Source organism: Ruegeria sp. ANG10 (assembly GCF_040705255.1).
In the GTDB taxonomy this organism is placed as follows: domain Bacteria; phylum Pseudomonadota; class Alphaproteobacteria; order Rhodobacterales; family Rhodobacteraceae; genus Ruegeria.
In genome coordinates this window covers 476,730-499,048 of record NZ_JBFCVU010000003.1, presented here as the reverse complement: position 1 = coordinate 499,048, position 22,319 = coordinate 476,730, and the positions used below count along the sequence as shown (strand labels likewise).

The following is a 22,319-nucleotide window of genomic DNA, read 5'->3' as shown; positions in this document are numbered from 1 at the left end:
CAGACACGCAGTCGTTTTACCGAACCTGCCCCAGTTTGGTGCCGCTGGGGTTGCTGGCCCGGGCGGCTGTGACTTCGAAAGCCAGGCGGCATTTCCAGATTGGGGTTAAGCGCTTTTGGCGTAGAAATTCAGGTGTTGAAATCCCGACCTTTGAACGTCATGTGTCCACTGGATGCAATCTTAGGGCGAGGCCGGATTGAACGCTCAGCCGAGATGTATGATTGCGGATCTATCGGGTGGTGAAGGCCGAAAATTGTCGCAATTGAAATTCACACCTAAGCATATGAAAACCGGAAATGCTAAATGGTGGCTCACCAAATTATTTACAAAAAATATTATAGTTCGTGAATTTCTTTACAAAATTTTGTTTCAAAAATAGGAATTTATTGAGGAATTTTCATTCCGCTTTCCATTATTGAGATGCACAAAAGTGCGCTTTTGTCCGCTGGAAGAGGAGCCAGAGGGCGAAAGAACGAAAATGGGAGGAATGAATGACCAACAAATCTGTCACACGCCGCGGCGTGCTGAAGTCTGGTGCCGTTGCAGGTACCGGTCTGGCCCTGCCTACAATCTTTACGGCTTCGTCGGCTGCTGCTTTCACCAACGAGCCGACAGGCGCATCTGTCACATTGGGCTTCAATGTTCCGCAAACCGGACCTTACGCCGAAGAAGGCAATGACGAACTGCTTGCTCAGCAACTGGCGGTCGAACATCTGAACGGTGAAGGGGACGGGGGTTGCCTTAATACCTTCACATCCAAGGCGCTTCAGGGGAACGGCATCCTTGGCAAGAAAGTCGAGTTCGTCACGGGTGACACGCAGACCAAATCGGACGCCGCGCGTGCCTCTGCCAAATCGATGATTGAAAAAGACGGCGCTATCATGATCAACGGTGGCTCGTCTTCAGGCGTAGCCGTCGCGGTTCAGGGCCTGTGCCAAGAGGCAGGCGTGATCTTTATGGCGGGTCTGACCCACGCGAACGACACCACAGGCAAGGATAAAAAAGCAAACGGGTTCCGTCATTTCTTCAACGCTTACATGTCAGGTGCAGCGCTTGCACCGGTGTTGGCGGCTGAGATGGGCAAAGAACGTCGCGCCTATCATTTGACGGCCGACTATAACTGGGGTTGGACCCAGGAAGAGTCGATCGTTGCCTCGACCGAAGCCTTGGGGTGGGAAACGGTCAACACGGTCAAGACACCACTCGCGTCAACGGACTTTTCGTCCTATATCGCCCCGGTTCTGAACTCGGGCGCGGATGTTCTGGTTCTGAACCATTACGGCGGGAACATGGTGAATTCGCTGACCAACGCAATTCAATTCGGCCTGTTGGACAAGGTCGCCAATGGCAAGGACTTCAAGATCGTCGTGCCGCTGTATTCCGAATTGATGGCAGCTGGTGCGGGTGAAAACATCAAGGGCGTCTTGGGGTCGATGAACTGGAACTGGCAACTGCAGGATGAGGGCACCAAAGCCTTCGTCAAATCCTTTGGCGAGAAGTACGGCAAGCCTCCGTCCAACTCGGCCCAGACCTGCTATGCGCAAGTTCTGCTTTATGCGGATGCGTGTGAGCGGGCAGGAACCTTCAATCCATGCGGTATTGTTGAAGCTCTGGAGGACTTTGAGTTCGACGGGCTGGGCAATGGTCCGACTTGGTATCGCGGTGCGGATCACCAGTGTTTCAAAGACGTGCTGGTCGTGCGGGGCAACGAGAACCCGACCAACGAGTACGACACGCTGGAAATCGTCGAGATCACGCCACGTGCGCAGGTCGAATACGATCCGGAACACCCGATGTTTGCCGGTGGTGAATTGGGTAAATGCAACCCAGGCGCTTAAGGCCTTTGGCTGATGTCTGACCGCCGGTCTCGGCGGCCAGACCCCTTGTGGCCGGGCGCCAAAACCCGGTCACGACCATTCAATTACACTGACTAATCTTAAGGTGGGGCCGATGGACGCCATCCTACTGCAAATTCTCAACGGGCTGGACAAGGGCTCGGCCTATGCGCTGATCGCGCTGGGCCTGACGCTGATATTCGGAACGCTGGGCGTTGTGAACTTTGCCCACGGGGCACTGTTCATGATCGGAGCGTTCTGTGCGGTGACCTTACAGAAGCTTCTGAACCTGAGTTTCGAAACGGTTGACGAAACCCAGAAGGACTTTCTGGGCAACCCGCTGAAAGTTGAAACGCCTTATGTCGAGGCCTGGTTCGGCCCCGAGGTCGGAGCCACCATCATTGACTGGTCCGTTCCGCTGGCGATCCTTTTTGCGATCCCCATCATGTTGCTGGTTGGCTATGTAATGGAGCGTGGGCTGATCAAGCATTTCTACAAGCGCCCTCATGCGGATCAGATCCTTGTGACCTTTGGTCTGGCCATCGTGCTGCAGGAAATCGTCAAGTATTTCTTCGGCGCTAACCCGATCCAGACTCCACCGCCAGATGCGCTGAGCGGGTCGGTCGATTTGGGCATCATGGTAGGTTTCGACCCCAACGCGATCATCTATCCGATCTGGCGTCTGGTCTATTTCGGATTTGCGGTGGGTATCATCGGTGCGGTGTTCTCATTCCTGCAATTCACCACGTTTGGTATGGTCGTGCGTGCCGGGATGGCGGACCGCGAAACTGTGGGTCTGCTGGGTATCAACATCGACCGCCGGTTCACTATCATGTTCGGCATCGCCGCCGCCGTGGCCGGCCTTGCTGGGGTGATGTACGGCCCGCTTAATCCGCCGAATTACCATATGGGCATGGATTTTCTGGTTCTCAGCTTTGTTGTGGTCGTAGTGGGCGGCATGGGTTCATTGCCAGGCGCGGTGCTGGCCGGGTTCTTGCTGGGTATTCTCGAAAGCTTTGCCTCGACAACCTGGGCAACCACTACGATCCCGGGCATCAATCAGATCATCATCTACCTTGTCGCCATCATCGTGCTGCTGACACGTCCACGCGGGCTTATGGGCCGCAAGGGCGTGATGGAGGAATAAGCCCATGCTGGGACTAAACAAAAAAGACACCGGCCTGCTGATCATCGTTGCGATCCTGACATTGCTGGCCCCCTTCATCCTTAACCCATTCCCCGAAGGCAGCGCCATGGCGCAGTTCAATGCTGGGTATCCGGATCTGATGCAGCGGTTCGTGATCTTCGGCATCTTCGCCATCGGCTTCAACATCCTGTTCGGCTTGACGGGATACCTGTCTTTCGGTCACGCGGCCTTTCTGGGGGTGGGGTCCTATTCCGCCGTTTGGATGTTCAAGCTACTCAGCTACAACATCATTCCGGCCATTGCACTTAGTGTGGTCGTCGCCGGGTTGTTTTCGCTGCTGATCGGCTTTATCAGCCTGCGCCGGTCGGGGATTTACTTTTCAATCCTGACACTGGCCTTCGCGCAGATGAGCTTTGCGTTGGCTTACTCGGTGCTGTCCAACCCCAAATTTAACCTGACGAACGGGGAAACCGGCCTGCAAGTCTATGCAGATGATCCGCAGATCCTGCAGGGCGCCAATGCGCCGGACCTGCCGCACCTGTTCGGCCTGCCGATGCGTGCGACCTACACAATGGACGTGGGCGCGTGGAGCTTTGATTTCAACGCGGGCTATTACCTGTGTGCGATTGTCCTGATGGTGGTGTTCTACCTGTCGATCCGCATCTTCCGCTCGCCCTTTGGCATGATGTTGCGGGCGGTGAAGTCAAACCAACAGCGGATGAATTACACAGGCCTGAACTCGAAGCCTTACACGCTGGCGGCCTTTGTAATCTCGGGCATGTATGCCGGTCTGGCCGGTGGTCTGATGGCCGCGATGGACCCGCTGGCTGGTGCTGAACGGATGCAATGGACAGCTTCAGGAGAGGTGGTCCTGATGACTATCCTTGGCGGCACCGGAACACTGATCGGCCCGGTTCTGGGTGCTGGATTCATCAAATATTTTGAGAACATCTTCTCGAAGATCAACGATAACGTCCTGCACAGCTGGTTCGCATTCCTGCCTGATGGGCTGGAGGATGCGGTTGTCTTCGTGATCCATCCGTTCATCGGTAAAGGTTGGCATTTGACGCTGGGCATCCTGTTCATGCTGGTCGTCATCTATCTGCCGGGCGGTCTTGTCGAAGGTGGCCAACGATTGCTCAACCGCTTCAAGCGCAAGAAATCTAATACCGACGATGCAACGTCGGGCAAAACAGAACCGGCCGAGTAGGGGGCGAACCATGGCAATTCTACGAGTCAAAGATGTCAGCAAGCGCTTCGGTGGCCTCAAGGCACTAACGGACGTAAATCTCAACGTCGAAGAGAATTCGGTCCACGCTATCATCGGTCCCAACGGTGCAGGTAAGTCGACGCTGTTGAATTGTTTGGTGGGCAAGTTGCTGCCGGACACCGGATCCGTTTTGTTCAACAACAATTCGGTTTTGGGGTTGGAGCCGTTCCAAATCAACCAGATGGGCATCAGCCGCGTGTTTCAGACGCCCGAGATATTCGGCGAGTTGACGGTGATGGAAAACATGTTGATCCCGATCTTCGCAATGCGGGATGGGGCTTTTCGGATGCACGCCTATGAGACCATCGCCAATGAAAAGGCGGTTGTGGAACAGGCCGAGGCGATGCTGGAAGAAATGAACATGGCCGACAAACGTGAAATGCACGCCGCTTCGCTGTCCCGTGGTGACAAGCGGCGGCTTGAGATCGGCATGTGCCTCAGTCAGAACCCTCGCTTGTTGCTGTTGGACGAACCCACGGCGGGCATGGCGCGGGCTGATACCAACAATACCATTGATCTGCTGAAACAGATCAAGGACGAGCGCGACATCACTATCGCGATCATTGAGCATGACATGCACGTGGTCTTCAGCCTGGCCGAACGCATCACTGTTTTGGCGCAGGGCACCCCCCTGGTTGAAGACACGCCTGAAAATATTCGTGGCAACCCAAAGGTCCGAGAAGCCTATTTGGGCGAAGCAGCGTAAGGAAAAGCTATGAACGAGAAACCTGACTTTTCGAAAAACGCGAACAGGGCCAGCACCGCACCTGCGTTTCTTTCGGTGTGGGATATGCATTCATACTACGGAGAAAGTTACATAGTTCAGGGCGTCAGCTTCAATGTACACGAAGGCGAGATTCTAGCTCTTCTTGGGCGAAACGGCGCTGGCAAAACCTCGACACTCCGTTCCATCGCAAGGGTCGGAGAGCCGGAAGTAAGGCATGGGGAAATCTGGCTGGATCATCAACCGCTGCACAATATGACAAGCTACGAAGCGGCTGCTGCGGGTCTTGGTCTTGTCCCGGAAGATAGACGTATTATTCCGGGCCTAACCGTCGAGGAAAACCTACAGCTTGCACAAATTGCGCCGCCGGTAGGGTGGTCGCTGGAAAGGTTATACGAGTTGTTCCCGCGCTTGGGCGAGCGCCGCAAACAAGAGGGAATTACATTGTCCGGCGGCGAACAGCAGATGCTGTCAATTGCCAGGGCGCTGGCCAGAGACATCAAGGTTCTGCTTTTGGATGAGCCATACGAAGGCTTGGCGCCTGTCATCGTCGACGAGATCGAAAAAACGCTTATTCATGTCAAGCAACAAGGCATGACCACGATCATCGTTGAACAGAACGCCGTTCGTGCTTTGGAACTGGCGGACCGGGCGATTATTCTGGATACCGGGAGCATTGTGTTTGACGGGGCCGCGAACGAGGTGCTGGAAGACACCAATCTTCGGGAAGAGTATCTGGCGATTTAAGTCTACTGTTTAACCGCATGAAAAGCCTAAAGATATTAGGCTTTTCAGGTGCTTGAAATCCGCTGATGTGGGCGGTTTCTGATAGACCATTGCCGATTTTTCAAAGACAGTCAAACCTGCTGGCCACGCACGTCACCAACCCATTCTGTGTGGGGGTTGGCCTTCACTTCCTCGAGCATTTTCAAAACTTCTGCTTTCCATCCAGCCTTGATCTTTAAGGCCAACTGAGACGGCGGGCGATGAGCGGGTTCAAGGATCGCATATTCATACCTGAGAGGATTGCCCAAAGGTACGAACACAACCTTGCCGTTGGACAGGTTCATCTCACGTTCCGTTGCGACGGTCAGCGGATCAACGATTGTGCAGCACTGGCCCGAACTTACAAACGGAATAAGCGGTAGGAAATACTGACAGGTCACGGTCGGGTTATAGTTAGCTGACATGTCCTGAAACTCCCGCCGGACTTTGCGCTGAAACGGGTGGGTTGCGTATAGCCCGCCCATCGGCGTTCCGTCCAAATCGGAAATCGTAATGCTGTCCTGGGATGCAAGTGGATGATCGCAATCTATCGCGCAGAAACAGTCTGCCTGGATCAGTTCGACCGAATATTGTGCTTTTCGTCCGGCTGAATGCTCGAAATCAGCAAAGCCGAAATCGATATTCTGCGTTCCCGCAAGTTCCATAATTTGCGGAGAACTCCGCGAGGACAACGTGATTTGAATGTCCGGGTTCTCACCCACTGATTGACTGATGAAACGTGGGAACAAAAAAGCCGAAGGGCCCGGCATCGTTGCGATATTCAGGCTGCCGGAATGCCCTTTGATCAAACCCTCCATTGTGTTTGAGATCGTTGACAGGCGATCCAGAATGCCTGTGGTCTCGGCCAGAAGGTAATGCGCCTCGGGGACCGGAACCAGCCGACGTCCTTTACGTTCAAACAACGTCAGGCCCAAAGATTTTTCGAGGTTCTTGAGGGCAAGGCTGATCGCGGGCTGCGTCCGATGCAATTTCTTGGCGGTCTGAGAGATGGAGCCGGACTCCATCACCTCGCGAAAAACAGTGAGCTGGGTGAGGTTCATGCTTAATGTATAAGTTAAAATTTAGTTTTGTGAAATATAACAAATTTGTATTTATGAGAATTGCCTTTACGCTTGCAGGATCGAAGTCGGGCGAACCGAATCCGACGTTCCAACTTGGGAGATGACAATGAAACTAGTGAAATGCTTGACTGGACTGGCTTTGGCTGGCGCGCTGGCCGCACCGGCGTTGGCGCAGGACCCGACCTTTTTCCGCATCGGCACCGGTGGCGCTGGCGGAACCTACTTCCCCATTGGCGGTACCATCGCAAACGGTATCTCGGCCCCTCCGGGTTCGCGCCCCTGTGAAGAAGGCGGCCAGTGCGGTGTTCCAGGCCTGATCGCGATTGCACAATCGACCACCGCATCGGTGTTCAACAACGCTGCCGTTCAGAACGGCGAGCTGGAAGCTGGCCTTGCGGCGGCGGACGTCACTCGCTCGATGTATCTGGGTGAGGGCAAGTTCGAAGGCAAGCCGCACCCCAAACTGCGCATTGTCGCCAATCTGTTCCCCGAAGACCTGCACCTGGTGTTGCCAGCCGGATCGACGATCAACGATCTGGGCGATCTGGAAGGCAAGCGCGTCGGTATCGCGCAGGCGGGATCGGGCACGCAGGTTGCCGTGCTGCAGATGCTGGACGCCTGGGGCGTCAACCGTGACAACATGGATGAAGCCGAGTTGAACAACAGCCAAAGCGCCGAGCGCCTGGCGGACGGTCAACTGGACGCCTATTTCTACGCTGCGGGCTGGCCCGTTGCCGCGATGGTGCAGCTGTCCTCGACCAAGGGTATGAACCTGCATTCCTTCAGCGACGAAGATCTGGCTAAGATCAACGAGATCATTCCGGCCTATATCCCCTCGGCCATTCCGGGTGGCGTTTATGAAGGTATCGATGGCGAAACCAAGACCCCCGCGGTCAGCGCGATGCTGGTTGTGTCTTCGGACCTGTCGGATGATCTGGTCTATCAACTGACCAAGGCGATGTGGAACGACAACACACGAAAACTGCTGGACAATGGCCATGCCAAAGGCAAGCAGATCACGCCTGATACTGCGCTGGACGGCGTCGAAGCGCTGGGCGTTCCGCTGCATCCGGGTGCCGAGAAGTTCTATAAAGAAGCTGGGCTTCTTCAGTAATCAAATCTCACCGTAACTTATCGTCCGGTGCCCCTTATCGGGGCACCGCACACTTGAATTATGCGAAATCAGGGGGCCATCATGACCGAGACCCAGAAACTTGATGACCACGAACTGACGGCCGAGGAACTTGCGGCTATCGAAGAACAGTTCGATGAAGGTGCCGCTGTTCGGCAGGTCACACCAACCACCGGTAAGGTCCTGCGCGTTGTTGCCCTGATCTTTGCGTTTTACGAATTCTTTACTGCCGGTTTCGGCCTGCCAGCCGACCATTGGCACATGGGCATCTATCTGGCCCTGCTGTTTATTCTGGTCTACGCGACCATTCCGGTTATCGGGTCGAAAAACCTGTATGCGCTCAAGGTCAGCCGGTTCCGCATCGGTAACATCCCCCTTTATGATCTGGTCTTCATGGCGCTTGGCATCATCGCGGCGCTTTACGTCGGTTTCGCCTGGCGTGGCATTCCCTTTCTGGGGATCGAGGAGCAGACGTTCCGAATGGGTAACCCGAACGGGTATGACGTGTTCCTGGGTGTCGTCATCATTCTGCTGGTGCTGGACATCGCGCGCCGCACGCTGGGTTGGGTTCTGCCGCTGATTATCTGCGTATTCATCTCATACGCGCTGCTGGGGCCGTATTTCCCCGGATTGTTGCAGCATCCCGGTGTGAACTTTAAAACCTTCGTGTCGTCGATGTATTTCCCGCAGGAAGGCATCTATGGTGTCACCCTGTGGGTCGTCTCGACCATCGTGTTCCACTTTGTCCTGTTCGGCGTGATCGCACAGCGCACAGGTCTGGGACAACTTTTCATCGACAACGCCACGATTTTGGCGGGCCGCTATACTGGCGGTCCGGCAAAAGTGTCGGTGGTATCCTCGGCCTTCTTCGGCACGATCTCGGGTTCTTCGGTGGCCAACACCGTTTCAACCGGCGCGCTGACAATTCCCAACATGAAGCGCCTTGGATACCCCGGCCATTTTGCAGGGGGGGTCGAGGCCGCATCTTCGGCGGGTGGGCAGATCACACCGCCAATCATGGGCGCTGCTGCCTTTATCATGGCCGAGTTCCTTGAGGTTCCGTACACGACCATCGTGATTGCGGCGATCTTCCCGGCCATTCTGCACTATGTCGGCGTCTTTGCCGTTGTGCATCTGATGGCGCGCAAGCTGGACCTGAAGGGGTTAACCAAAGAGCAACTGCCGCAACTCAAGGCCGTTTGGGCCGAAGGGTGGGCGAACATTGTGCCTCTGATCGGTCTGCTGGTGGTTCTTTTCACCGGTTACACGCCGTTCATGTCGGCCTTCTGCGGTATTTCGCTGGCAGTGATTGCGGGCATGTCGCGGATCAAGCAACCTCCTACTTTGATCTACGCAGCCGCCTTCCTGGCCTTTGTCCTTTGGAAGTTCTCGGATGGCGGATTTGATCTGACCATGACGGCCATTCTGTGCGGCCTTTCGGTTGTCGCAACGCTCAATCCGCAAAAACGGATCGAAGTGCCCGAGATGCTGCAAGCGGTCGAGCTGGGCGTGAAATATTCGCTGGCCGTGGGTGCCGCTGCTGCAGCAGTGGGCATCGTGGTCGGGGTGATCAACACCACCGGTATTGGGTTCCGCATTGGGTTTATGGTGACGCAGGGCGCAGGCAATCTGGCATCGGATCTGTACAACATGATCTCGTTCGGCAGCTTCCAACTGTTTGCCATGGAAGACCTGCAACTGTTCATCTCGCTGGTCTTTATCGCCATCGTCTGCATCCTGATGGGGGCGGGCATTCCGACCACGGCGCTGTACATCATGCTGGTGTCTGTTGCTCAGCCTGCGCTGGCGCAGCTTGGCGTGCCACCAATCGCAAGCCACCTGTTTGTACTGTATTACGGGGTGGTCTCGGAAATCACGCCCCCGGTCTGTACCTCGGCCTATGCGGCGGCGGCAATTGCGAATTCGAACCCGTTCCGCACCGGGCTGTCTGCCTTTACGCTCGGGTTGGGCAAGGTGATTGCACCGATGGCTTTTGTCTACGCGCCAGTTCTTTTGTTTGTGTCTTCGACCGGGTTTGACCTGTGGGAGTTCACCTATACCGCATCAAGCTGTATCGCCGGTGTCATCGCCCTGTCTGCAGCCGTCGTGGGATACTGGCTGAGCCCGTTGAATATGGTGTCGCGTATACTGATGGCAGTCGCCGGGGTCATTTTCGTGGCGCCGACCCTGACTGCCGATCTGGTTGCGCTGGCCGTGGCTTCGCCAGTTATCATCACGCAGTTGATCGCCCGCAATCGCAGTCACTCGGCGGCTTGATGAAATGACAGAACAAGTCACCATCATCGGTGCCGGCATCGTCGGCATCTGCTGCGCCTTGTCGCTGCAAGAGCGTGGCATTCCGGTCCGGCTTGTCGATAGGGGCGAGCCGGGTCAGGAAACATCGTTCGGGAATGCGGGTGTGGTGTCGCCCTGGTCGATTATCCCTCAGGCGATGCCTGGGATCTGGAAGAAACTTCCCCAGATGCTTCTGGACCCGAAAAGCGCGCTTTCGGTGCGGCCTAATTTCTGGCCAAAGATGATCCCCTGGGGTTTACGTTTTCTGGGCAATTCCGGTGAAAAGACCGTTCGCGAAGTGTCGGATGCGATGGACCTTTTGTGCCGTCCATCAATTGACCTGTACCGTCGGCATCTGGACGGCACTGGGCACGAAGATCTGATTACCGACAGCTATTATGTCCATGCGTTCCGTCGCCCCGAGCAGGCTGATTTGGAAGGTCTCGACTATCTTATCCGTCAGGAAAAGGGTGGTGATCTTGAGCGTGTTGACGGGCACGAACTGCGGCGTCTTGAACCCGCGCTGACGCCCGAGTTCAAAGCGGCCGTACTGATCAAGGGGCAAGCCCGCGTAACCTCGCCCGGGCGCGTTGGTGCGGTTCTGGCGGAAAAAGCGCGCCAGCAGGGGGCCGAGATCGTAAAAACCGAGGTCACGGGGCTGACCTTTACCCAAGGTGGCGGATGGCATCTGTCCACACCGCAAGAAACGCTGCACGCGCGCAACATCATTCTGGCGGCTGGCGTATGGTCTGCTGAATTTTTGAAACCGCTGGGTCTAACCGTCCCGCTTGTCGCCGAGCGGGGATACCATGTTCAGTTTCAGAACCCTGCTGCCAGCCTGAACAATTCGGTCATGGATGTGGATGCAAAGGTGGTTGCAAGCTCGATGTTGGATGGGCTTAGGGTTGCCGGGACGGCCGAGTTTGCCAGCATCGACGCGCCCGCCGATCCGGGCAAGGAAAAGATCCTGACAGACCAGGCCAAGGCGATGGTGCCGGATCTTGATACCAGCCAGGCACAGTTCTGGATGGGTCGGCGGCCTTCCTTTCCTGACAGCCTTCCCGCGATTGGGCAACTTGACGGGCAGGCCGGGCTTTATACGGCGTTCGGGCATTCCCATTATGGCCTGATGATGGCCCCTAAAACCGGCGAACTGGTTGCCGATCTTGTGTCGGGCCGAAAGCCGAACGTCGATCTGGCGCCATTTTCACTGAACCGGTTTTAAACCTGCGGCACACTCACCTTGAAAGGATTTGAATACCATGCCGATTTACGAAGGCGGTCAGAATATCTGCGGGGCCTCAATAGGCGTTCTTTGTCTTGAGAGCTATTTTCCCAAACCTCCGGGGCATATCAAGAACCCGTCCAGCCTGCCGTTTCCGGTTCTTTATGAAATGATCGACGGCGTTACTGTCCCGACCTTGCTGAGCAACCCCACACCCGAATTGCTGGATCCATTCATCAAAGGCGCGCAGCGGCTTGAGGCCGAAGGCGTGCGGGCCATCACTGGCAGCTGTGGTTTTCTGGCCCTGTTTCAAAAGGAACTGGCAGCGGCGGTGTCCGTTCCTGTTTTTGCATCCAGCCTGATCCAGGTGCCTTTGGCCTATCACATGACTGGGGCCAGCGCGCCGGTGGGCGTGGTGACTGCTGATGCGTCGGCCCTGACCGAGCGGCATTTCGAAGGTGTCGGCGCGGCAGGTATTCCCGTCGCAGTACAAGGGTTGGAGCACACCAGCGAATTCGCCGAGGTGATCCTGCGGAATACAAGAACCCGCATGGACACCGATCTGATCGAGGCCGAGCTGATGGACGCGGTTCGCAACCTCAAGCGGCAATCGCCAGATATCCGATCCATCGTTCTGGAATGCACAGATCTGCCCCCATACGCCGCACAGATTCAGCAAGAGCTTAGCCTGCCAGTATTCGATCTGACGACATTGGCTCAGATGGCGCATTCCGTTGCCACGCGTAGCGCGTATTCCGGGATCATGCCCTGGACGTAAAAATCTGCGGGCCGGGCGTTGCATGCTGTATCGGAAAGGCATGGACCCCGGTCTGCAATTGCGGATATGCCAATCCTTGCAAGGGGTGACAATGACCAAGGGGGTTTGAAGTGACCGTCGAGCTATCCATCCTGATGGTCGCCATCTGCTTAGGCGCAGTACTTCAGGTCGGGGTAGGAATCGGGTTCAGCATCATTGCGGGCCCGCCGATGATGATCATGTTGGGTACATCGACAGCCGTGCCCGTTCTGTTGCTTTTGAATACTATAGTGTCCGTGATCGCCACTGACCGGCGCATCCTTGCGATCGAACGAAAGACTATCCTCATCGGCATTGCCGGGTGCCTTGTCGGTGTGGTCGCTGGCTTGGCAGTCTACCCGTTTCTAAGCGAGGTGTTCGTTCTGTCCCTGACGGCCAGTCTGCTATTGATCGGGTTGATTACAACCCTTTTCCCGTTTCACCGCGCCATTGGTACGGCGGGTTTCTCAGCCGTGTCAGGGCTATCCGGGCTTGCAACCGTTTGGGCAGCGACGCCCGGACCCCTGATGGTATTCGGCCTGATAGCGAAAGGTCACCCAGCCAAGGAAGTCGCGAAGCTGGTCCAACCCATTGCTCTGGTCGCCTATGGTGTTGCGTTTTTGCTGCACAGCCTGTCATCCGCACAGGCAATCCCGTTCGGACCGCAGTTGTGGGCGTTCGCTTTGGTCACTTTGGTCGGCAGCCTGATTGGCCGGGCCATCGGCCCTTACCTGCCGCAACCACTTATCACGGCAGCAATTCGCCTGGTTTCGCTGATTGCCTGCTGTGTTCTCTTTCAACGTGCCTATGCGATGGCCTATCTCTGAGGGGCAAATGATGACACGCACTGATATACTGGCCCAATTCCCACGCGCTCAGCTCATGTCCGGCCCAACGCCGCTGGAACGTCTCAACAGGATGTCCGACGAACTGGGCATTGATCTGTGGCTGAAACGCGATGACCTGACAGGGCTTGGATTTGGGGGAAACAAGACACGGCAGCTCGAATTCTATTTCGGTGACGCGTTACAGCAAGGCGCTGATACTGTCCTGATCACAGGTGCGGTCCAATCCAACTATGTGCGTTCCGCCGCCGCGGCAGCCGCACGGTTGGGCATGCTGTCGGTCCTGCAACTGGAAGAGCGTGTGCCGGATATGGGGCCCGACTATTACACCTCGGGGAATGTTCTGTTGGCCAAAATCCTGGGGGCAGAACATATGAGCTATCCTCTGGGCGAGGACGAAGCCGGGGCTGATGCAGCCCTGCATGCGCGTGCGGATGAGTTAAAGGCGCAGGGGCGTAAGCCTTACGTTATTCATCTGGGTTTGCATCACCCGCCCTTGGGTGCTTTGGGCTATGTCGCAGCGGGTCACGAACTGTGCCAGCAGATGCGTGATTTTGATGCGGTTGTCGTGCCGTCGGGCAGTGGGGCGACACATAGTGGCTTGCTGACCGGCGTCGCGCTGTCAGAGGTGTCCGCGCCGGTATTTGGTGTCTGCGTGCGTCGCGACAAAACCCAACAGCACGCGCGCATGGAAACTGTCCTGCAAAAGCTGGCAGATTTGCTGGGCATCGAAGCGGACCCTCTGAAAGACAGGATCGAGGTTCTGGACGAGGCGTTGCCCCCGGGGTACGGCAAGTTGAGCACCAAGACACAAGCCGCATTGCATAGGATGGCCCGGACCGAAGGAATATTCCTTGATCCCGTTTATACCGCAAAGACCTTTGCGGGATTGTTGCATTTGGTTGAGACAGGGAAAATCCAACAAGGACAGAAGGTTGTCATGTTGCATACCGGAGGGTTGCCTGCGCTGTTTGGTTACCAAAGCGAGTTATTGGGCAGCCTACAGTAGGCCGGCCTACTGCCTAGGGGGTGGCGTCTGCAAGCCAATCCATAATTTTCAAAGCAGCCGCATTGCTTTGCGCGCGCTCTGTCAGGCATACGAAATATCCGCGTTTGGTACTTAGGCGCCGCGTCGTCACGGTCGCCAATTGTCCATGGTCGAAATGGTCCTGCAACAGTGTTTGCCATCCAAGGATCACACCGTCCCCATTCAAAGCAGCCTGTAGGTAGACCATGAAACTGGTGAATTTCCGCTCGGACACTGGCGGGGGCGGTTTGAGGCCAGTGCCCGCGAAGAACGTATTCCAGTCGTCTGTGTGATTGCCCATTGTAAGGTGGAGAAGCGGACTTTGCGCCAGGGCCGCCGGGGTGTCAGGGATGGTGTTCGCGACTTTTGGATGCGCCACTGCAATCATGGTTTCCTGAAAGATCAGGCGGTGCCTGACCCCCGGCAACCTGTCTGGATGGTCAAACGCAATGATGATATCGGCGTCAGGTCCATAGGCGTTGTTTTGGTCCCGAGAAATCAACTCGACCGAGATTTCGGGATGCGCGGTACGAAAGGCGGGCAGGCGCTTCATCAAGTAACAACTGGCGAAGCCGATGGTGGTGTTGACGGTGACAACATCTTTGTCCGGAGGACAGCAAATCTGTTCTGCCGCGCTGCTGACCTGTAGAATGCTGCCGGCGACCGCACGGAACAGGACCTCGCCTTCGCGTGTTAATGAAACATTGGGACGTGTCCGTTTCAAAAGGCTGACGCCAAGTTCCGTTTCAAGCGCGGCAACGCGGCGGCTGATTGCCGGTTGTTGAACATTCAGTTCTTGCGCGGCACGCGTAAAGCTACGGTGCCGTGCGGCTGCCTCAAAAGCGGTCAGCAATTTCCAGTTTGGCGTGGCCATATCATTCCCCAATGGAATGCCGAGTATAAGGTTTTTCGATCTTCCTAGAAAAAACAAGCGGAATTAGCATCGTTGTAGAAAGGCAGCATTCCCAGAAGGAGGTGGGTCATGAAAGGGCGGATAGCAGTTCATTACGATCCGCAAGCACGGTTACGGGGCGAGGCGTTGGATTTGCTGCGCCAGATGCTGGATGAAGAATTTGTATTTTTGAAAACTACCAGCGTTTTCCTGTTCAACAAAAGTGTGCCATGACTCGACCCGCCCTTTGCCGGTTGGCCCGCTTTGTGACCGACGATCCGCTTGTACCCGACCCGGATACCCTGGCCGTGCTGCGCGATGGGGTGATCGATACGCTGGGCTGCATTCTGGCAGGTGTAGAAGCCGAGGTGGCCTGTAAAACTCGTGCAGCGGTGCAAGCTATGTCAGTGGACGGCAGAACCGAGGTGCTGGGTACCAAAATGACAACCTCGCGCCCGCATGCCGCGTTTCTGAATGCAGTTGCGGGACACGCGCTGGACTTTGACGATTGGGAACTGCCCGGCAACACGCACCCGACCGTTGTCTTGTTTCCCGCGATGCTTGCCGTCATGGGGTCCAAGGCAACGGGTCGTGATCTGGCGCAAGCCTATCTAGCGGGGTTCGAAGTCATCGCACGTCTGGGTGAGGCGCTGAATTTCGAACATTACGACGCGGGGTGGCATTCTACCGCGACTTTGGGGGCTCCGGCGGCGGCGGCTGCTTGCGCGCGATTGATGGGGCTGGACGCATCGGAAACGACCCATGCGATGTCCCTCTCAATCAGTGCGATCGGTGGATATACCTGTCAGTTCGGCTCTAATGCCAAACCGGTTCAGGCAGGGCTCGCTGCGCGTGCAGGGGTCGAGGCCGCCTGTTTGGCCCGCGCGGGTGTTACCGGTCAGGCACATGTGTTGGATCATCAGCGGGGGCAGGCGGCTTTGATGGGCGGGCTTGTGCCTGATCGGTTGCAGGCGGCGCTGGGCAAGCTGGGAAAAGGCTACGCTCTGGCCGAATATGGGCTGGTTCTAAAACCCTGGCCAAGCTGCGGATATACCCATCGGATCATGACCTGCGCACGTCGCCTTTGTGGCCGGATTGATCCGACGAAGATCACCGCGATTGACCTTTATGTGCCCGATTTTCACGCCGCCGTTCTGCCATTCGGGCAACCTAAGTCCATCCCAGAGGCGCTGTTCAGCCTGCCATTTGTGGCGGCTATGGGGTTGGTGAATGGTAATTTGACGCTTGCCGATCTCACGCGGAAGGCGTGGAATGAACCGATGATTGAACGCCTGATTGGCAAGTCGCGCATGCATGCTTTTGCGCCCGATCAGCCCGGTCAAAACTATTCGTCCAAGGACCCGGACCGGCTTGTGGTAACGTTCGAAGATGGGCAGATCATCGAGGAAAGCTGCAGCTTCCCCACAGGTGCGCCGCAGTCGCCGATGTCACAATCGCAGCTTTGGGAGAAGTTTGCGGCCAATGCTGGGTCGGTGCCCGACAGCTGGGTTGAAAAGTTGCGGATCTGGCCCGAGCTACCGGCCGTGTCCTCGCTGTTTTGCCGTCATGGAGAATACGCATGAGCCGCGTAAGGTCAGGACGGGCCGCCCGCAGATCTCAGCGAGTGGGTGGGGCGGGAACAGGTCCAACCACCGCGATCTGGCCGGGTATTGAAGGCGGGCGATATCGCCCGATCTCATCTGACGGAATTGCGGCCATCCACAAAACTGCACTTCGTATTCTGGCCGAGATTGGCATGGCCAACGCGACCCCTCGGTGTGTCGACACCGTCGTTGCTGCCGGGGGGGTGGTTTCGGATGCTGGTCGGCTTTTGTTTCCGTCCAAGTTGGTGGAGCAAGTGTTAAGAACCGTTGGCCGGGGTTTCACATTGTACGGTCAACGGCCGGAATACGACGTTGATCCAAGCGGTACACGCATCCACCTTGGTACCTCAGGCGCGGCGGTTCATATTGTTGACAGCGCGACAGGTAAGGTGCGCGATAGCTCGCTAAAGGACCTGCATGACATGGCGCGGTTGGCCGAAGCGCTGCCCAACATTCACATGTTTCAGCGCACGGTGGTCGCCCGGGATATTCCGGACACGCATGCAATGGAGATGAACACAGCCTTCGCCTGCGCAGCGGGTACCGCCAAGCCAATCGGAACGTCCTTCAGTTCTGCCGAAACAATGCGAGCAGCGATAGAGATGTTCCATATGATTGCGGGCGGCGAGGAGACCTGGCGGGCAAGGCCGTTCTGCTGTGTTTCCACGTGTTTTGTCGTGCCGCCCCTAACTTTTGCGGCCGAAGCTCTGGGCATTATTGAATGCGCAGCCGAGACCGGGACACCGCTAAAGCTGGTGTCAGCGGGGCAGGCGGGCGCGACAAGCCCCGCGCCTTTGGCTGGCGCTGTCGCTCAGCAAACGGCCGAGGTTCTGGCTGGGCTTGTTTATCTGAACCTGCTGAGTCCCGGGCACCCGGCGTTATTTGGTGCCTTGCCCTTTGTCAGCGACCTACGCACCGGCGCGATGTCAGGTGGTAGTGCCGAGCAAGGCGTGCTGATGGCGGCCTGTGCGCAGATGGCGCAATATTATGGCGTTCCCTGTGCGGTGAGCGCGGGGATGACAGACAGCAAGCTGCCAGACTTTCAGGCGGGGTATGAAAAGGGCATCACCGAACTGCTCAGCGCGTTGGCGGGGGCCAATCTGATTTATGAAGCTGCTGGCATGTACGGCTCGCTTCTGGCGGCGAGCAAGGAAAGCTTTGTCCTGGATAACGACCTGATTGGATCGGTGATGCGTGCGACACGCGGGTTTGAGATTACCGAGGATGCGCTTGCCTTCGATGTGATCCGCGACATGTGCCTGAACGGGCCGGGGCATTTTCTGGGCGCAGGTCAAACGCTGGGTCGCATGCAAAGCGACTATTACTATCCCGCACTTGCGGATCGGACGACGCCACAGGCGTGGTCGGATGCGGGATCACCCAGCCTGATCGATGCCGCACGCGCCCAGACCGACGCAATTCTTGCCGGTGATTCAACGCCCGTGTTCGGGGCAAAAACAGCAACCGACATCGCGCAGCGATTTCCCGAGATTGGCAGGTATTTTCCATGAGAATGGGCGACGAAACTAAACCTTGGATTTCACTTCTTAAGTTCAATCAAAATCCGATCCAGCACCGCCCGGACCTGCGCCCCGATTTGTGGTGCTTCCGAGGCGCGAGGGCCGGCGATGTTCAGAACCGACACCGGGTTTGCCTGCAACCACTCACTTACATGTTCAGAGCAGGCAGAAATTCCTTTTCTGACGTCGACGACTAGATGCAGCTTTCCAGCCTCTTCTGCGAAAACAATAGTTTGCTGTGTGCCGGGACTGATTGAGCCATCCACGAAAATCAAGGTCGCATCGCTTGATAAGACATTGCAGCGGGTGCGTTCCACAACGTTTTCGGATTGCGTTTCGGTCAGGCCGTCGAATTGGGCCGGAATCCTTCCATCCTCGTTCGTCCGTCCTTTGGGGACCCAGCCACCGTAAACAAAACCGTTTTGGCGTGCGAACTCCAAAGCAGCCATATCCACGCCGGTCTGTCCACCCGAGACGATTTTCATGACCCATGCCCCTATTTGTTGTGGTCTAGATTAGTCAGGTTGCCGGGGTACCGCAAACCGGCGAAATTCAAGGGGCTAGAGGTATTCACCCCTTGCGCGAGACGGATTTTGAGCGGTTCATGGGATCGTCAAACTGTCACCTGAAGGTCGGTTTGTCGCCTTGGACGCAAATGCCGTTCGGTCAGAGTGGTCCGAATTTGTCTTGTAGTTCCTGCCGGGCTATCAGGTAGTGCAAGAGGAACCTGGGGCTAAGCGGGCAGTTCCCCCAGCTGAACCAGAGAATTCCGAGCATACAAAGAGGCTAATAAGGCATGGCGACACAATCCGACAGCAAAGCGGTCTTTCTGACGGGCAGCCTGATGGGGCACGTGACCCGTATGTCCTTGACCACTAGCATTGGTCTTATGGCGATTTTCGCCGTTGATTTCGTCGACATGATTTTCATCTCGATGTTGGGGAACGACGCGCTGGCCGCGGCTGTTGGCTATGCCGGGACGCTTTTGTTTTTCACCAACTCGGTCAATGTTGGCCTGTCGATTGCGGCAGGGGCCCTGGTCGCGCGGGAACTTGGCGCCGGGCGGAATGAACAAGCGCGCCAATTCGGCACCAGTGTGGCCGTTCTGGGTGCCGTCGTCGGGTTAATTGTGTCTGTAATCGTCCTGTTCAATCTGACGTTCTTTCTGTCGCTTCTGGGCGCAGAAGGCGAGGTGCTGCGGTTGGCTGCCCGCTATACCTCGATCATTTTGCCGACCATGTGGGTGATGGCCGTGGCGATGACAGGTATGGCGGTTCTGCGCGCCTACGGAGATGCCCGGCGTTCGATGTTGGCCACGATTTATGGCGGGGTGGCAAACGCCGTGCTGGACCCGATCCTAATTTTTGCGGTCGGGTTGGGGCTGGATGGGGCAGCCATAGCCTCAGTCATTGCGCGTATTTGCATGCTAATTGCAACGATCAGACCGGCGGTGCGGGTACACCGCGGGTTTGGCCGGCCCTCATTGCAGCAGCTTGGGGCGGATAATCGTCCAGTCAGTGCAATTGCCGTACCTGCCGTTCTGACCAATATCGCCACCCCCATCGGCAATGCCATCGTCATTCGCGAGATTGCACAGTTCGGAACGGATGCGGTGGCTGGCATGGCTGTGATCGGGCGGCTATTGCCGGTGGCATTTTCGGTCATTTTTGCTCTGTCCGGGGCCATCGGACCTATTGTCGGGCAGAATTTCGGGGCGGGGCAGTTCGACCGCGTAAAGCAGAGTTTTCTGGCCGGAGTGAAATTTACCGCTGTCTATGTCTGCCTGATGGCCGCCACCCTATACTTGTTGCGCGCGCCGATTGCCGATCTGTTTCAGGCGCAGGGGGAAACGCGCGCACTGATTTACCTGTTTTGTGGGCCGCTGGCCTTGGCATCGTTCTTTAACGGTGTGATTTTTGTTGCGAATGCCAGTTTCAACAATCTGGGTCACCCTGTGTATTCGACCTGGGTGAACTGGGGGCGGCATACCTTGGGCACATGGCCGTTTGCTGTAGCGGGTGCCTATATCGCGGGGGCACCCGGCGTTCTGCTGGGGCAGGCCCTGGGCGGCGTGATCTTTGCGGGGGTCTGCTGGGTTCTGGTCCGCCGGGTCGTATCAAAGCTGGCTACGCCGCAACCGATGGACCCGTTTGCCGGGCAGACGCGGTTGCAAGCGCTGTTTGGGCGGCGGGGTTGGTAGGTAATCAGTTGCCCTGATTGCGCGCCTCTAGCCGTTCCAGGTTGACGACAGTCGACAACATCAGCCGATCGTGGCTCCAATCCTCGGTCTGTTGGATCGAAGCGGCACCGAGGCCCAGCACCAGTGCAAAAAAGATGGTCAGGCCAAGGAACATGAACGGCATGGATGAGTTAACCGACGGCGCATCGGCCAGGGCGATTACGCGTTGCCGCAAAACCCGCTTGGCCTTACCGCCCGTGACCAGAGCGACGTTCAGCACACGCGGGCTGCCGCGCATAACGGTTCGGGCGCAATAGTCCAAAAGACAGCTGGTGTAGTCCTGCGTGTCGATGCCTTTGCGGGCAACAACGGACTGATCACAGGCCAGCTCACGCAGGCGGTCGAACTGGTATTTCAAGACCAGATAGGCGGGGTTCCAGAACAGCAGGGGACGCAGCAGTTCGAACCCCAGTTCCCACTCTACGTCACCGGCGCGGATATGTTGCAGCTCATGCGCAAGGGCAAAGCGCATTTCGTGTGGGGAATCCAGCAGATGGCTGGGCAGCACCACATGGCGTCGGCGCAGGCCGCGAACGGCAAAGGGCACGGCGATGCGATCAGACAAGCGGATATCCACTTTGGCAGAGCGTCGCCATAGAAAGCTGGTATTCACCGTATCGCGGATCGACAGCCCGTCGCGGATAACGCGCAAGGTATAAACCAGCGCCGCCAGCGCCAGCAGCGCAAGGATCACCGAAACAACGGGGTGATCACCGCTGAACAACACATCAACCCAACGCTGGCGTGTGTTCAGCAAGGCTTCGAACTGGGTGGCTGGCATGGCAATGTCACCACGCAGATAGGCCGCCACAGCGATGTCACCGATGGCCACAGTACCCTTGGCCGGGGTGTGTGTGGCCAACACGGACACACCCAACGCCAATAGAGGGCTGAGTACAACACAAAGGCATAACGCCTTAAGCGCGCGCAGCTGCGCCACAAATCCGTGGCTGAAGGATGTCCTGGACAGAATGCCCCGCGCGACCAGCCACACAAGCGCGGCCAGTCCAAGGACCAGATTCAATTCCAGGTACGCGTCGAGAACCGGTTTAACCGCTGTCATTTTGCAGTCTCCTCTCTACCAGTGCTCGAATTTCCTCCAGATCGGCTTCGCTGAGCCCTGCGTCGTCAACCAGACGCGCGACCAGTGTGGCGGGCGTGTCGTCAAACAGGGTCCGCGACAGGTTTTGCAGCGACCGCGCCTGATACCTGTCTTTCTCCAGCAGCGGCGTATAGATCAGCGTCTTTCCATCCTTGCGGCTTTCGACAAATCCTTTTTCATCGAGAATACGCAGGATGGTGGCGCCAGATGTATAAGCCAGATTGCGTTCGGCTGGCAGGCGATCAAGCACGTCACGGACCGAGCCCTGACCCAGCGCCCAGAGCTCGTTCATGAACTCCAGTTCTACTTCGGTCAGCAGGTTTGTTGTTTTTTTCTTTCGCATCGGTCTTTCGTGTCGCATTTTTTTAGTATGCCTGACAGACAAGCATCCTTTCGCTGTTTCGCAAAGCTTAAACTTTCCAGAAGACGAAGATGCCCCAGCCGATGGACAGAAAAAGTGGTGTCCAGACCGGCTGACCCACCAGACCAAGCCAGGCCAGAAAGATATAGGCTGATCCCAGCAGGGTGATGAACAGCCGGTCGCCCAGCGTGGTAGTCAGGCCCAAAACACCCCGTCGTTCGATGCCGTCGCGGTACTTGAAACCTTCGAGAACGCCGATCAGGGCAATGGCCGAAAAGATGCCTACGAATAGGGCTAATGTGGCCGGGGTCCAGGCCATCCAGAAATCGGGCCACAGGGGTGCGGTCCATGAAAAGCCTTTTTCCTCTTGCTGGCCGACATTGCCCCATCCGGCCTGAGCCTGTGCAAAAGCCGTCGAGGGCAGGAAGGGAAGGATGAGTAGCAGTTTTCGCATTTCG

Annotated in this window: 21 protein-coding genes; 15 read left to right on the top strand and 6 right to left on the bottom strand. The window is 56.8% G+C overall.

Going from position 1 to position 22,319, the window contains the following annotated elements; translation table 11 throughout:
- Positions 1 to 491 precede the first annotated feature (491 nt).
- The 5 genes from AB1A64_RS09575 (at position 492) to AB1A64_RS09555 (ending at position 5,723) form a co-directional block, all read left to right on the top strand.
- Positions 492 to 1,838 carry a substrate-binding protein gene (locus tag AB1A64_RS09575; protein ID WP_170348210.1) on the top strand — a complete coding sequence of 449 codons (1,347 nt, stop codon included), beginning with the start codon at positions 492 to 494 and terminating at the stop codon, positions 1,836 to 1,838.
- Between the two features lie 112 nt (positions 1,839 to 1,950).
- Positions 1,951 to 2,982 (top strand): branched-chain amino acid ABC transporter permease, encoded by a 1,032-nt coding sequence (locus AB1A64_RS09570; protein WP_170357737.1) that lies wholly within the window; start codon positions 1,951 to 1,953, stop codon positions 2,980 to 2,982.
- Between the two features lie 4 nt (positions 2,983 to 2,986).
- A complete protein-coding gene (locus tag AB1A64_RS09565; protein ID WP_366551192.1) occupies positions 2,987 to 4,192 on the top strand; it encodes a branched-chain amino acid ABC transporter permease in 1,206 nt (401 codons plus the stop codon).
- 10 nt (positions 4,193 to 4,202) lie between these two features.
- Positions 4,203 to 4,958, top strand: a complete 756-nt coding sequence (locus AB1A64_RS09560; RefSeq protein WP_366551191.1) for an ABC transporter ATP-binding protein — start codon at positions 4,203 to 4,205, stop codon at positions 4,956 to 4,958.
- A gap of 9 nt (positions 4,959 to 4,967) precedes the next feature.
- Positions 4,968 to 5,723, top strand: coding sequence for an ABC transporter ATP-binding protein (locus AB1A64_RS09555; RefSeq protein ID WP_366551190.1), 756 nt, complete (start codon positions 4,968 to 4,970; stop codon positions 5,721 to 5,723).
- A 110-nt stretch (positions 5,724 to 5,833) separates the two neighbouring features.
- Here AB1A64_RS09555 and AB1A64_RS09550 read toward each other — a convergent pair whose 3' ends face one another.
- On the bottom strand, positions 5,834 to 6,802 hold the full coding sequence (locus AB1A64_RS09550) for a LysR family transcriptional regulator (protein ID WP_366551189.1): 969 nt from the start codon (positions 6,800 to 6,802) through the stop codon (positions 5,834 to 5,836).
- A gap of 127 nt (positions 6,803 to 6,929) precedes the next feature.
- Between AB1A64_RS09550 and AB1A64_RS09545 the strand changes: the two genes are divergently transcribed.
- From AB1A64_RS09545 to AB1A64_RS09520, 6 genes are all read left to right on the top strand, one after another.
- On the top strand, positions 6,930 to 7,937 hold the full coding sequence (locus AB1A64_RS09545) for a TAXI family TRAP transporter solute-binding subunit (protein ID WP_170348216.1): 1,008 nt from the start codon (positions 6,930 to 6,932) through the stop codon (positions 7,935 to 7,937).
- 81 nt (positions 7,938 to 8,018) lie between these two features.
- On the top strand, positions 8,019 to 10,232 hold the full coding sequence (locus AB1A64_RS09540; protein ID WP_366551188.1) for a TRAP transporter fused permease subunit: 2,214 nt from the start codon (positions 8,019 to 8,021) through the stop codon (positions 10,230 to 10,232).
- 4 nt (positions 10,233 to 10,236) lie between these two features.
- The gene (locus AB1A64_RS09535; RefSeq protein WP_366551187.1) at positions 10,237 to 11,475 is read left to right on the top strand and encodes an FAD-dependent oxidoreductase; all 1,239 of its coding nucleotides are present in this window, start codon (positions 10,237 to 10,239) and stop codon (positions 11,473 to 11,475) included.
- 37 nt (positions 11,476 to 11,512) lie between these two features.
- The gene (locus AB1A64_RS09530) at positions 11,513 to 12,253 is read left to right on the top strand and encodes an aspartate/glutamate racemase family protein (RefSeq protein ID WP_366551186.1); all 741 of its coding nucleotides are present in this window, start codon (positions 11,513 to 11,515) and stop codon (positions 12,251 to 12,253) included.
- A gap of 110 nt (positions 12,254 to 12,363) precedes the next feature.
- Positions 12,364 to 13,098, top strand: a complete 735-nt coding sequence (locus tag AB1A64_RS09525) for a TSUP family transporter (protein ID WP_366551185.1) — start codon at positions 12,364 to 12,366, stop codon at positions 13,096 to 13,098.
- A gap of 10 nt (positions 13,099 to 13,108) precedes the next feature.
- On the top strand, positions 13,109 to 14,125 hold the full coding sequence (locus tag AB1A64_RS09520; RefSeq protein ID WP_366551184.1) for a D-cysteine desulfhydrase family protein: 1,017 nt from the start codon (positions 13,109 to 13,111) through the stop codon (positions 14,123 to 14,125).
- 13 nt (positions 14,126 to 14,138) lie between these two features.
- Here the strand turns inward: AB1A64_RS09520 and AB1A64_RS09515 are convergent, their stop codons facing one another.
- Positions 14,139 to 15,017, bottom strand: a complete 879-nt coding sequence (locus tag AB1A64_RS09515; protein ID WP_366551183.1) for a LysR substrate-binding domain-containing protein — start codon at positions 15,015 to 15,017, stop codon at positions 14,139 to 14,141.
- A 108-nt stretch (positions 15,018 to 15,125) separates the two neighbouring features.
- On the opposite strand from AB1A64_RS09515, the gene AB1A64_RS09510 reads away from it, so the two are divergent.
- The 3 genes from AB1A64_RS09510 to AB1A64_RS09500 are packed head-to-tail and all read left to right on the top strand — an operon-like array spanning position 15,126 to position 18,150.
- Positions 15,126 to 15,269 carry a hypothetical protein gene (locus tag AB1A64_RS09510; RefSeq protein ID WP_366551182.1) on the top strand — a complete coding sequence of 48 codons (144 nt, stop codon included), beginning with the start codon at positions 15,126 to 15,128 and terminating at the stop codon, positions 15,267 to 15,269.
- The gene (locus AB1A64_RS09505; RefSeq protein ID WP_366551181.1) at positions 15,266 to 16,618 is read left to right on the top strand and encodes an MmgE/PrpD family protein; all 1,353 of its coding nucleotides are present in this window, start codon (positions 15,266 to 15,268) and stop codon (positions 16,616 to 16,618) included. Before AB1A64_RS09510 ends, AB1A64_RS09505 begins: the two co-directional genes overlap by 4 nt.
- Positions 16,615 to 18,150, top strand: coding sequence for a trimethylamine methyltransferase family protein (locus AB1A64_RS09500; protein WP_366551180.1), 1,536 nt, complete (start codon positions 16,615 to 16,617; stop codon positions 18,148 to 18,150). Before AB1A64_RS09505 ends, AB1A64_RS09500 begins: the two co-directional genes overlap by 4 nt.
- Before the next feature lie 29 nt (positions 18,151 to 18,179).
- Here the strand turns inward: AB1A64_RS09500 and AB1A64_RS09495 are convergent, their stop codons facing one another.
- The gene (locus AB1A64_RS09495; protein WP_366551179.1) at positions 18,180 to 18,644 is read right to left on the bottom strand and encodes a putative molybdenum carrier protein; all 465 of its coding nucleotides are present in this window, start codon (positions 18,642 to 18,644) and stop codon (positions 18,180 to 18,182) included.
- Between the two features lie 311 nt (positions 18,645 to 18,955).
- On the opposite strand from AB1A64_RS09495, the gene AB1A64_RS09490 reads away from it, so the two are divergent.
- Positions 18,956 to 20,359, top strand: coding sequence for an MATE family efflux transporter (locus AB1A64_RS09490; protein WP_366551178.1), 1,404 nt, complete (start codon positions 18,956 to 18,958; stop codon positions 20,357 to 20,359).
- A gap of 4 nt (positions 20,360 to 20,363) precedes the next feature.
- On the opposite strand, the gene AB1A64_RS09485 is transcribed toward AB1A64_RS09490, so the two are convergent.
- From AB1A64_RS09485 to AB1A64_RS09475, 3 genes are all read right to left on the bottom strand, one after another.
- Positions 20,364 to 21,461, bottom strand: coding sequence for a M56 family metallopeptidase (locus AB1A64_RS09485; protein ID WP_366551177.1), 1,098 nt, complete (start codon positions 21,459 to 21,461; stop codon positions 20,364 to 20,366).
- Positions 21,448 to 21,843 carry a BlaI/MecI/CopY family transcriptional regulator gene (locus AB1A64_RS09480; protein WP_170348226.1) on the bottom strand — a complete coding sequence of 132 codons (396 nt, stop codon included), beginning with the start codon at positions 21,841 to 21,843 and terminating at the stop codon, positions 21,448 to 21,450. Before AB1A64_RS09480 ends, AB1A64_RS09485 begins: the two co-directional genes overlap by 14 nt.
- Positions 21,844 to 21,910: 67 nt before the next feature.
- Positions 21,911 to 22,315, bottom strand: a complete 405-nt coding sequence (locus tag AB1A64_RS09475) for a DUF2160 domain-containing protein (RefSeq protein ID WP_366551176.1) — start codon at positions 22,313 to 22,315, stop codon at positions 21,911 to 21,913.
- Positions 22,316 to 22,319: the final 4 nt, after the last annotated feature.

Excerpts from the sequence above, each read along its gene's own strand:
- AB1A64_RS09490 (WP_366551178.1), top strand. The coding sequence starts at position 18,956 with ATGGCGACACAATCCGACAGCAAAGCGGTCTTTCTGACGGGCAGCCTG.
- AB1A64_RS09540 (WP_366551188.1), top strand. The coding sequence starts at position 8,019 with ATGACCGAGACCCAGAAACTTGATGACCACGAACTGACGGCCGAGGAA.
- AB1A64_RS09575 (WP_170348210.1), top strand. The coding sequence starts at position 492 with ATGACCAACAAATCTGTCACACGCCGCGGCGTGCTGAAGTCTGGTGCC.
- AB1A64_RS09500 (WP_366551180.1), top strand. The coding sequence starts at position 16,615 with ATGAGCCGCGTAAGGTCAGGACGGGCCGCCCGCAGATCTCAGCGAGTG.
- AB1A64_RS09515 (WP_366551183.1), bottom strand. The coding sequence starts at position 15,017 with ATGGCCACGCCAAACTGGAAATTGCTGACCGCTTTTGAGGCAGCCGCA.
- AB1A64_RS09475 (WP_366551176.1), bottom strand. The coding sequence starts at position 22,315 with ATGCGAAAACTGCTACTCATCCTTCCCTTCCTGCCCTCGACGGCTTTT.
- AB1A64_RS09505 (WP_366551181.1), top strand. The coding sequence starts at position 15,266 with ATGACTCGACCCGCCCTTTGCCGGTTGGCCCGCTTTGTGACCGACGAT.
- AB1A64_RS09545 (WP_170348216.1), top strand. The coding sequence starts at position 6,930 with ATGAAACTAGTGAAATGCTTGACTGGACTGGCTTTGGCTGGCGCGCTG.
- AB1A64_RS09510 (WP_366551182.1), top strand. The coding sequence starts at position 15,126 with ATGAAAGGGCGGATAGCAGTTCATTACGATCCGCAAGCACGGTTACGG.
- AB1A64_RS09560 (WP_366551191.1), top strand. The coding sequence starts at position 4,203 with ATGGCAATTCTACGAGTCAAAGATGTCAGCAAGCGCTTCGGTGGCCTC.
- AB1A64_RS09535 (WP_366551187.1), top strand. The coding sequence starts at position 10,237 with ATGACAGAACAAGTCACCATCATCGGTGCCGGCATCGTCGGCATCTGC.
- AB1A64_RS09495 (WP_366551179.1), bottom strand. The coding sequence starts at position 18,644 with ATGAAAATCGTCTCGGGTGGACAGACCGGCGTGGATATGGCTGCTTTG.
- AB1A64_RS09520 (WP_366551184.1), top strand. The coding sequence starts at position 13,109 with ATGACACGCACTGATATACTGGCCCAATTCCCACGCGCTCAGCTCATG.
- AB1A64_RS09550 (WP_366551189.1), bottom strand. The coding sequence starts at position 6,802 with ATGAACCTCACCCAGCTCACTGTTTTTCGCGAGGTGATGGAGTCCGGC.
- AB1A64_RS09480 (WP_170348226.1), bottom strand. The coding sequence starts at position 21,843 with ATGCGAAAGAAAAAAACAACAAACCTGCTGACCGAAGTAGAACTGGAG.
- AB1A64_RS09485 (WP_366551177.1), bottom strand. The coding sequence starts at position 21,461 with ATGACAGCGGTTAAACCGGTTCTCGACGCGTACCTGGAATTGAATCTG.
- AB1A64_RS09570 (WP_170357737.1), top strand. The coding sequence starts at position 1,951 with ATGGACGCCATCCTACTGCAAATTCTCAACGGGCTGGACAAGGGCTCG.
- AB1A64_RS09565 (WP_366551192.1), top strand. The coding sequence starts at position 2,987 with ATGCTGGGACTAAACAAAAAAGACACCGGCCTGCTGATCATCGTTGCG.
- AB1A64_RS09555 (WP_366551190.1), top strand. The coding sequence starts at position 4,968 with ATGAACGAGAAACCTGACTTTTCGAAAAACGCGAACAGGGCCAGCACC.
- AB1A64_RS09530 (WP_366551186.1), top strand. The coding sequence starts at position 11,513 with ATGCCGATTTACGAAGGCGGTCAGAATATCTGCGGGGCCTCAATAGGC.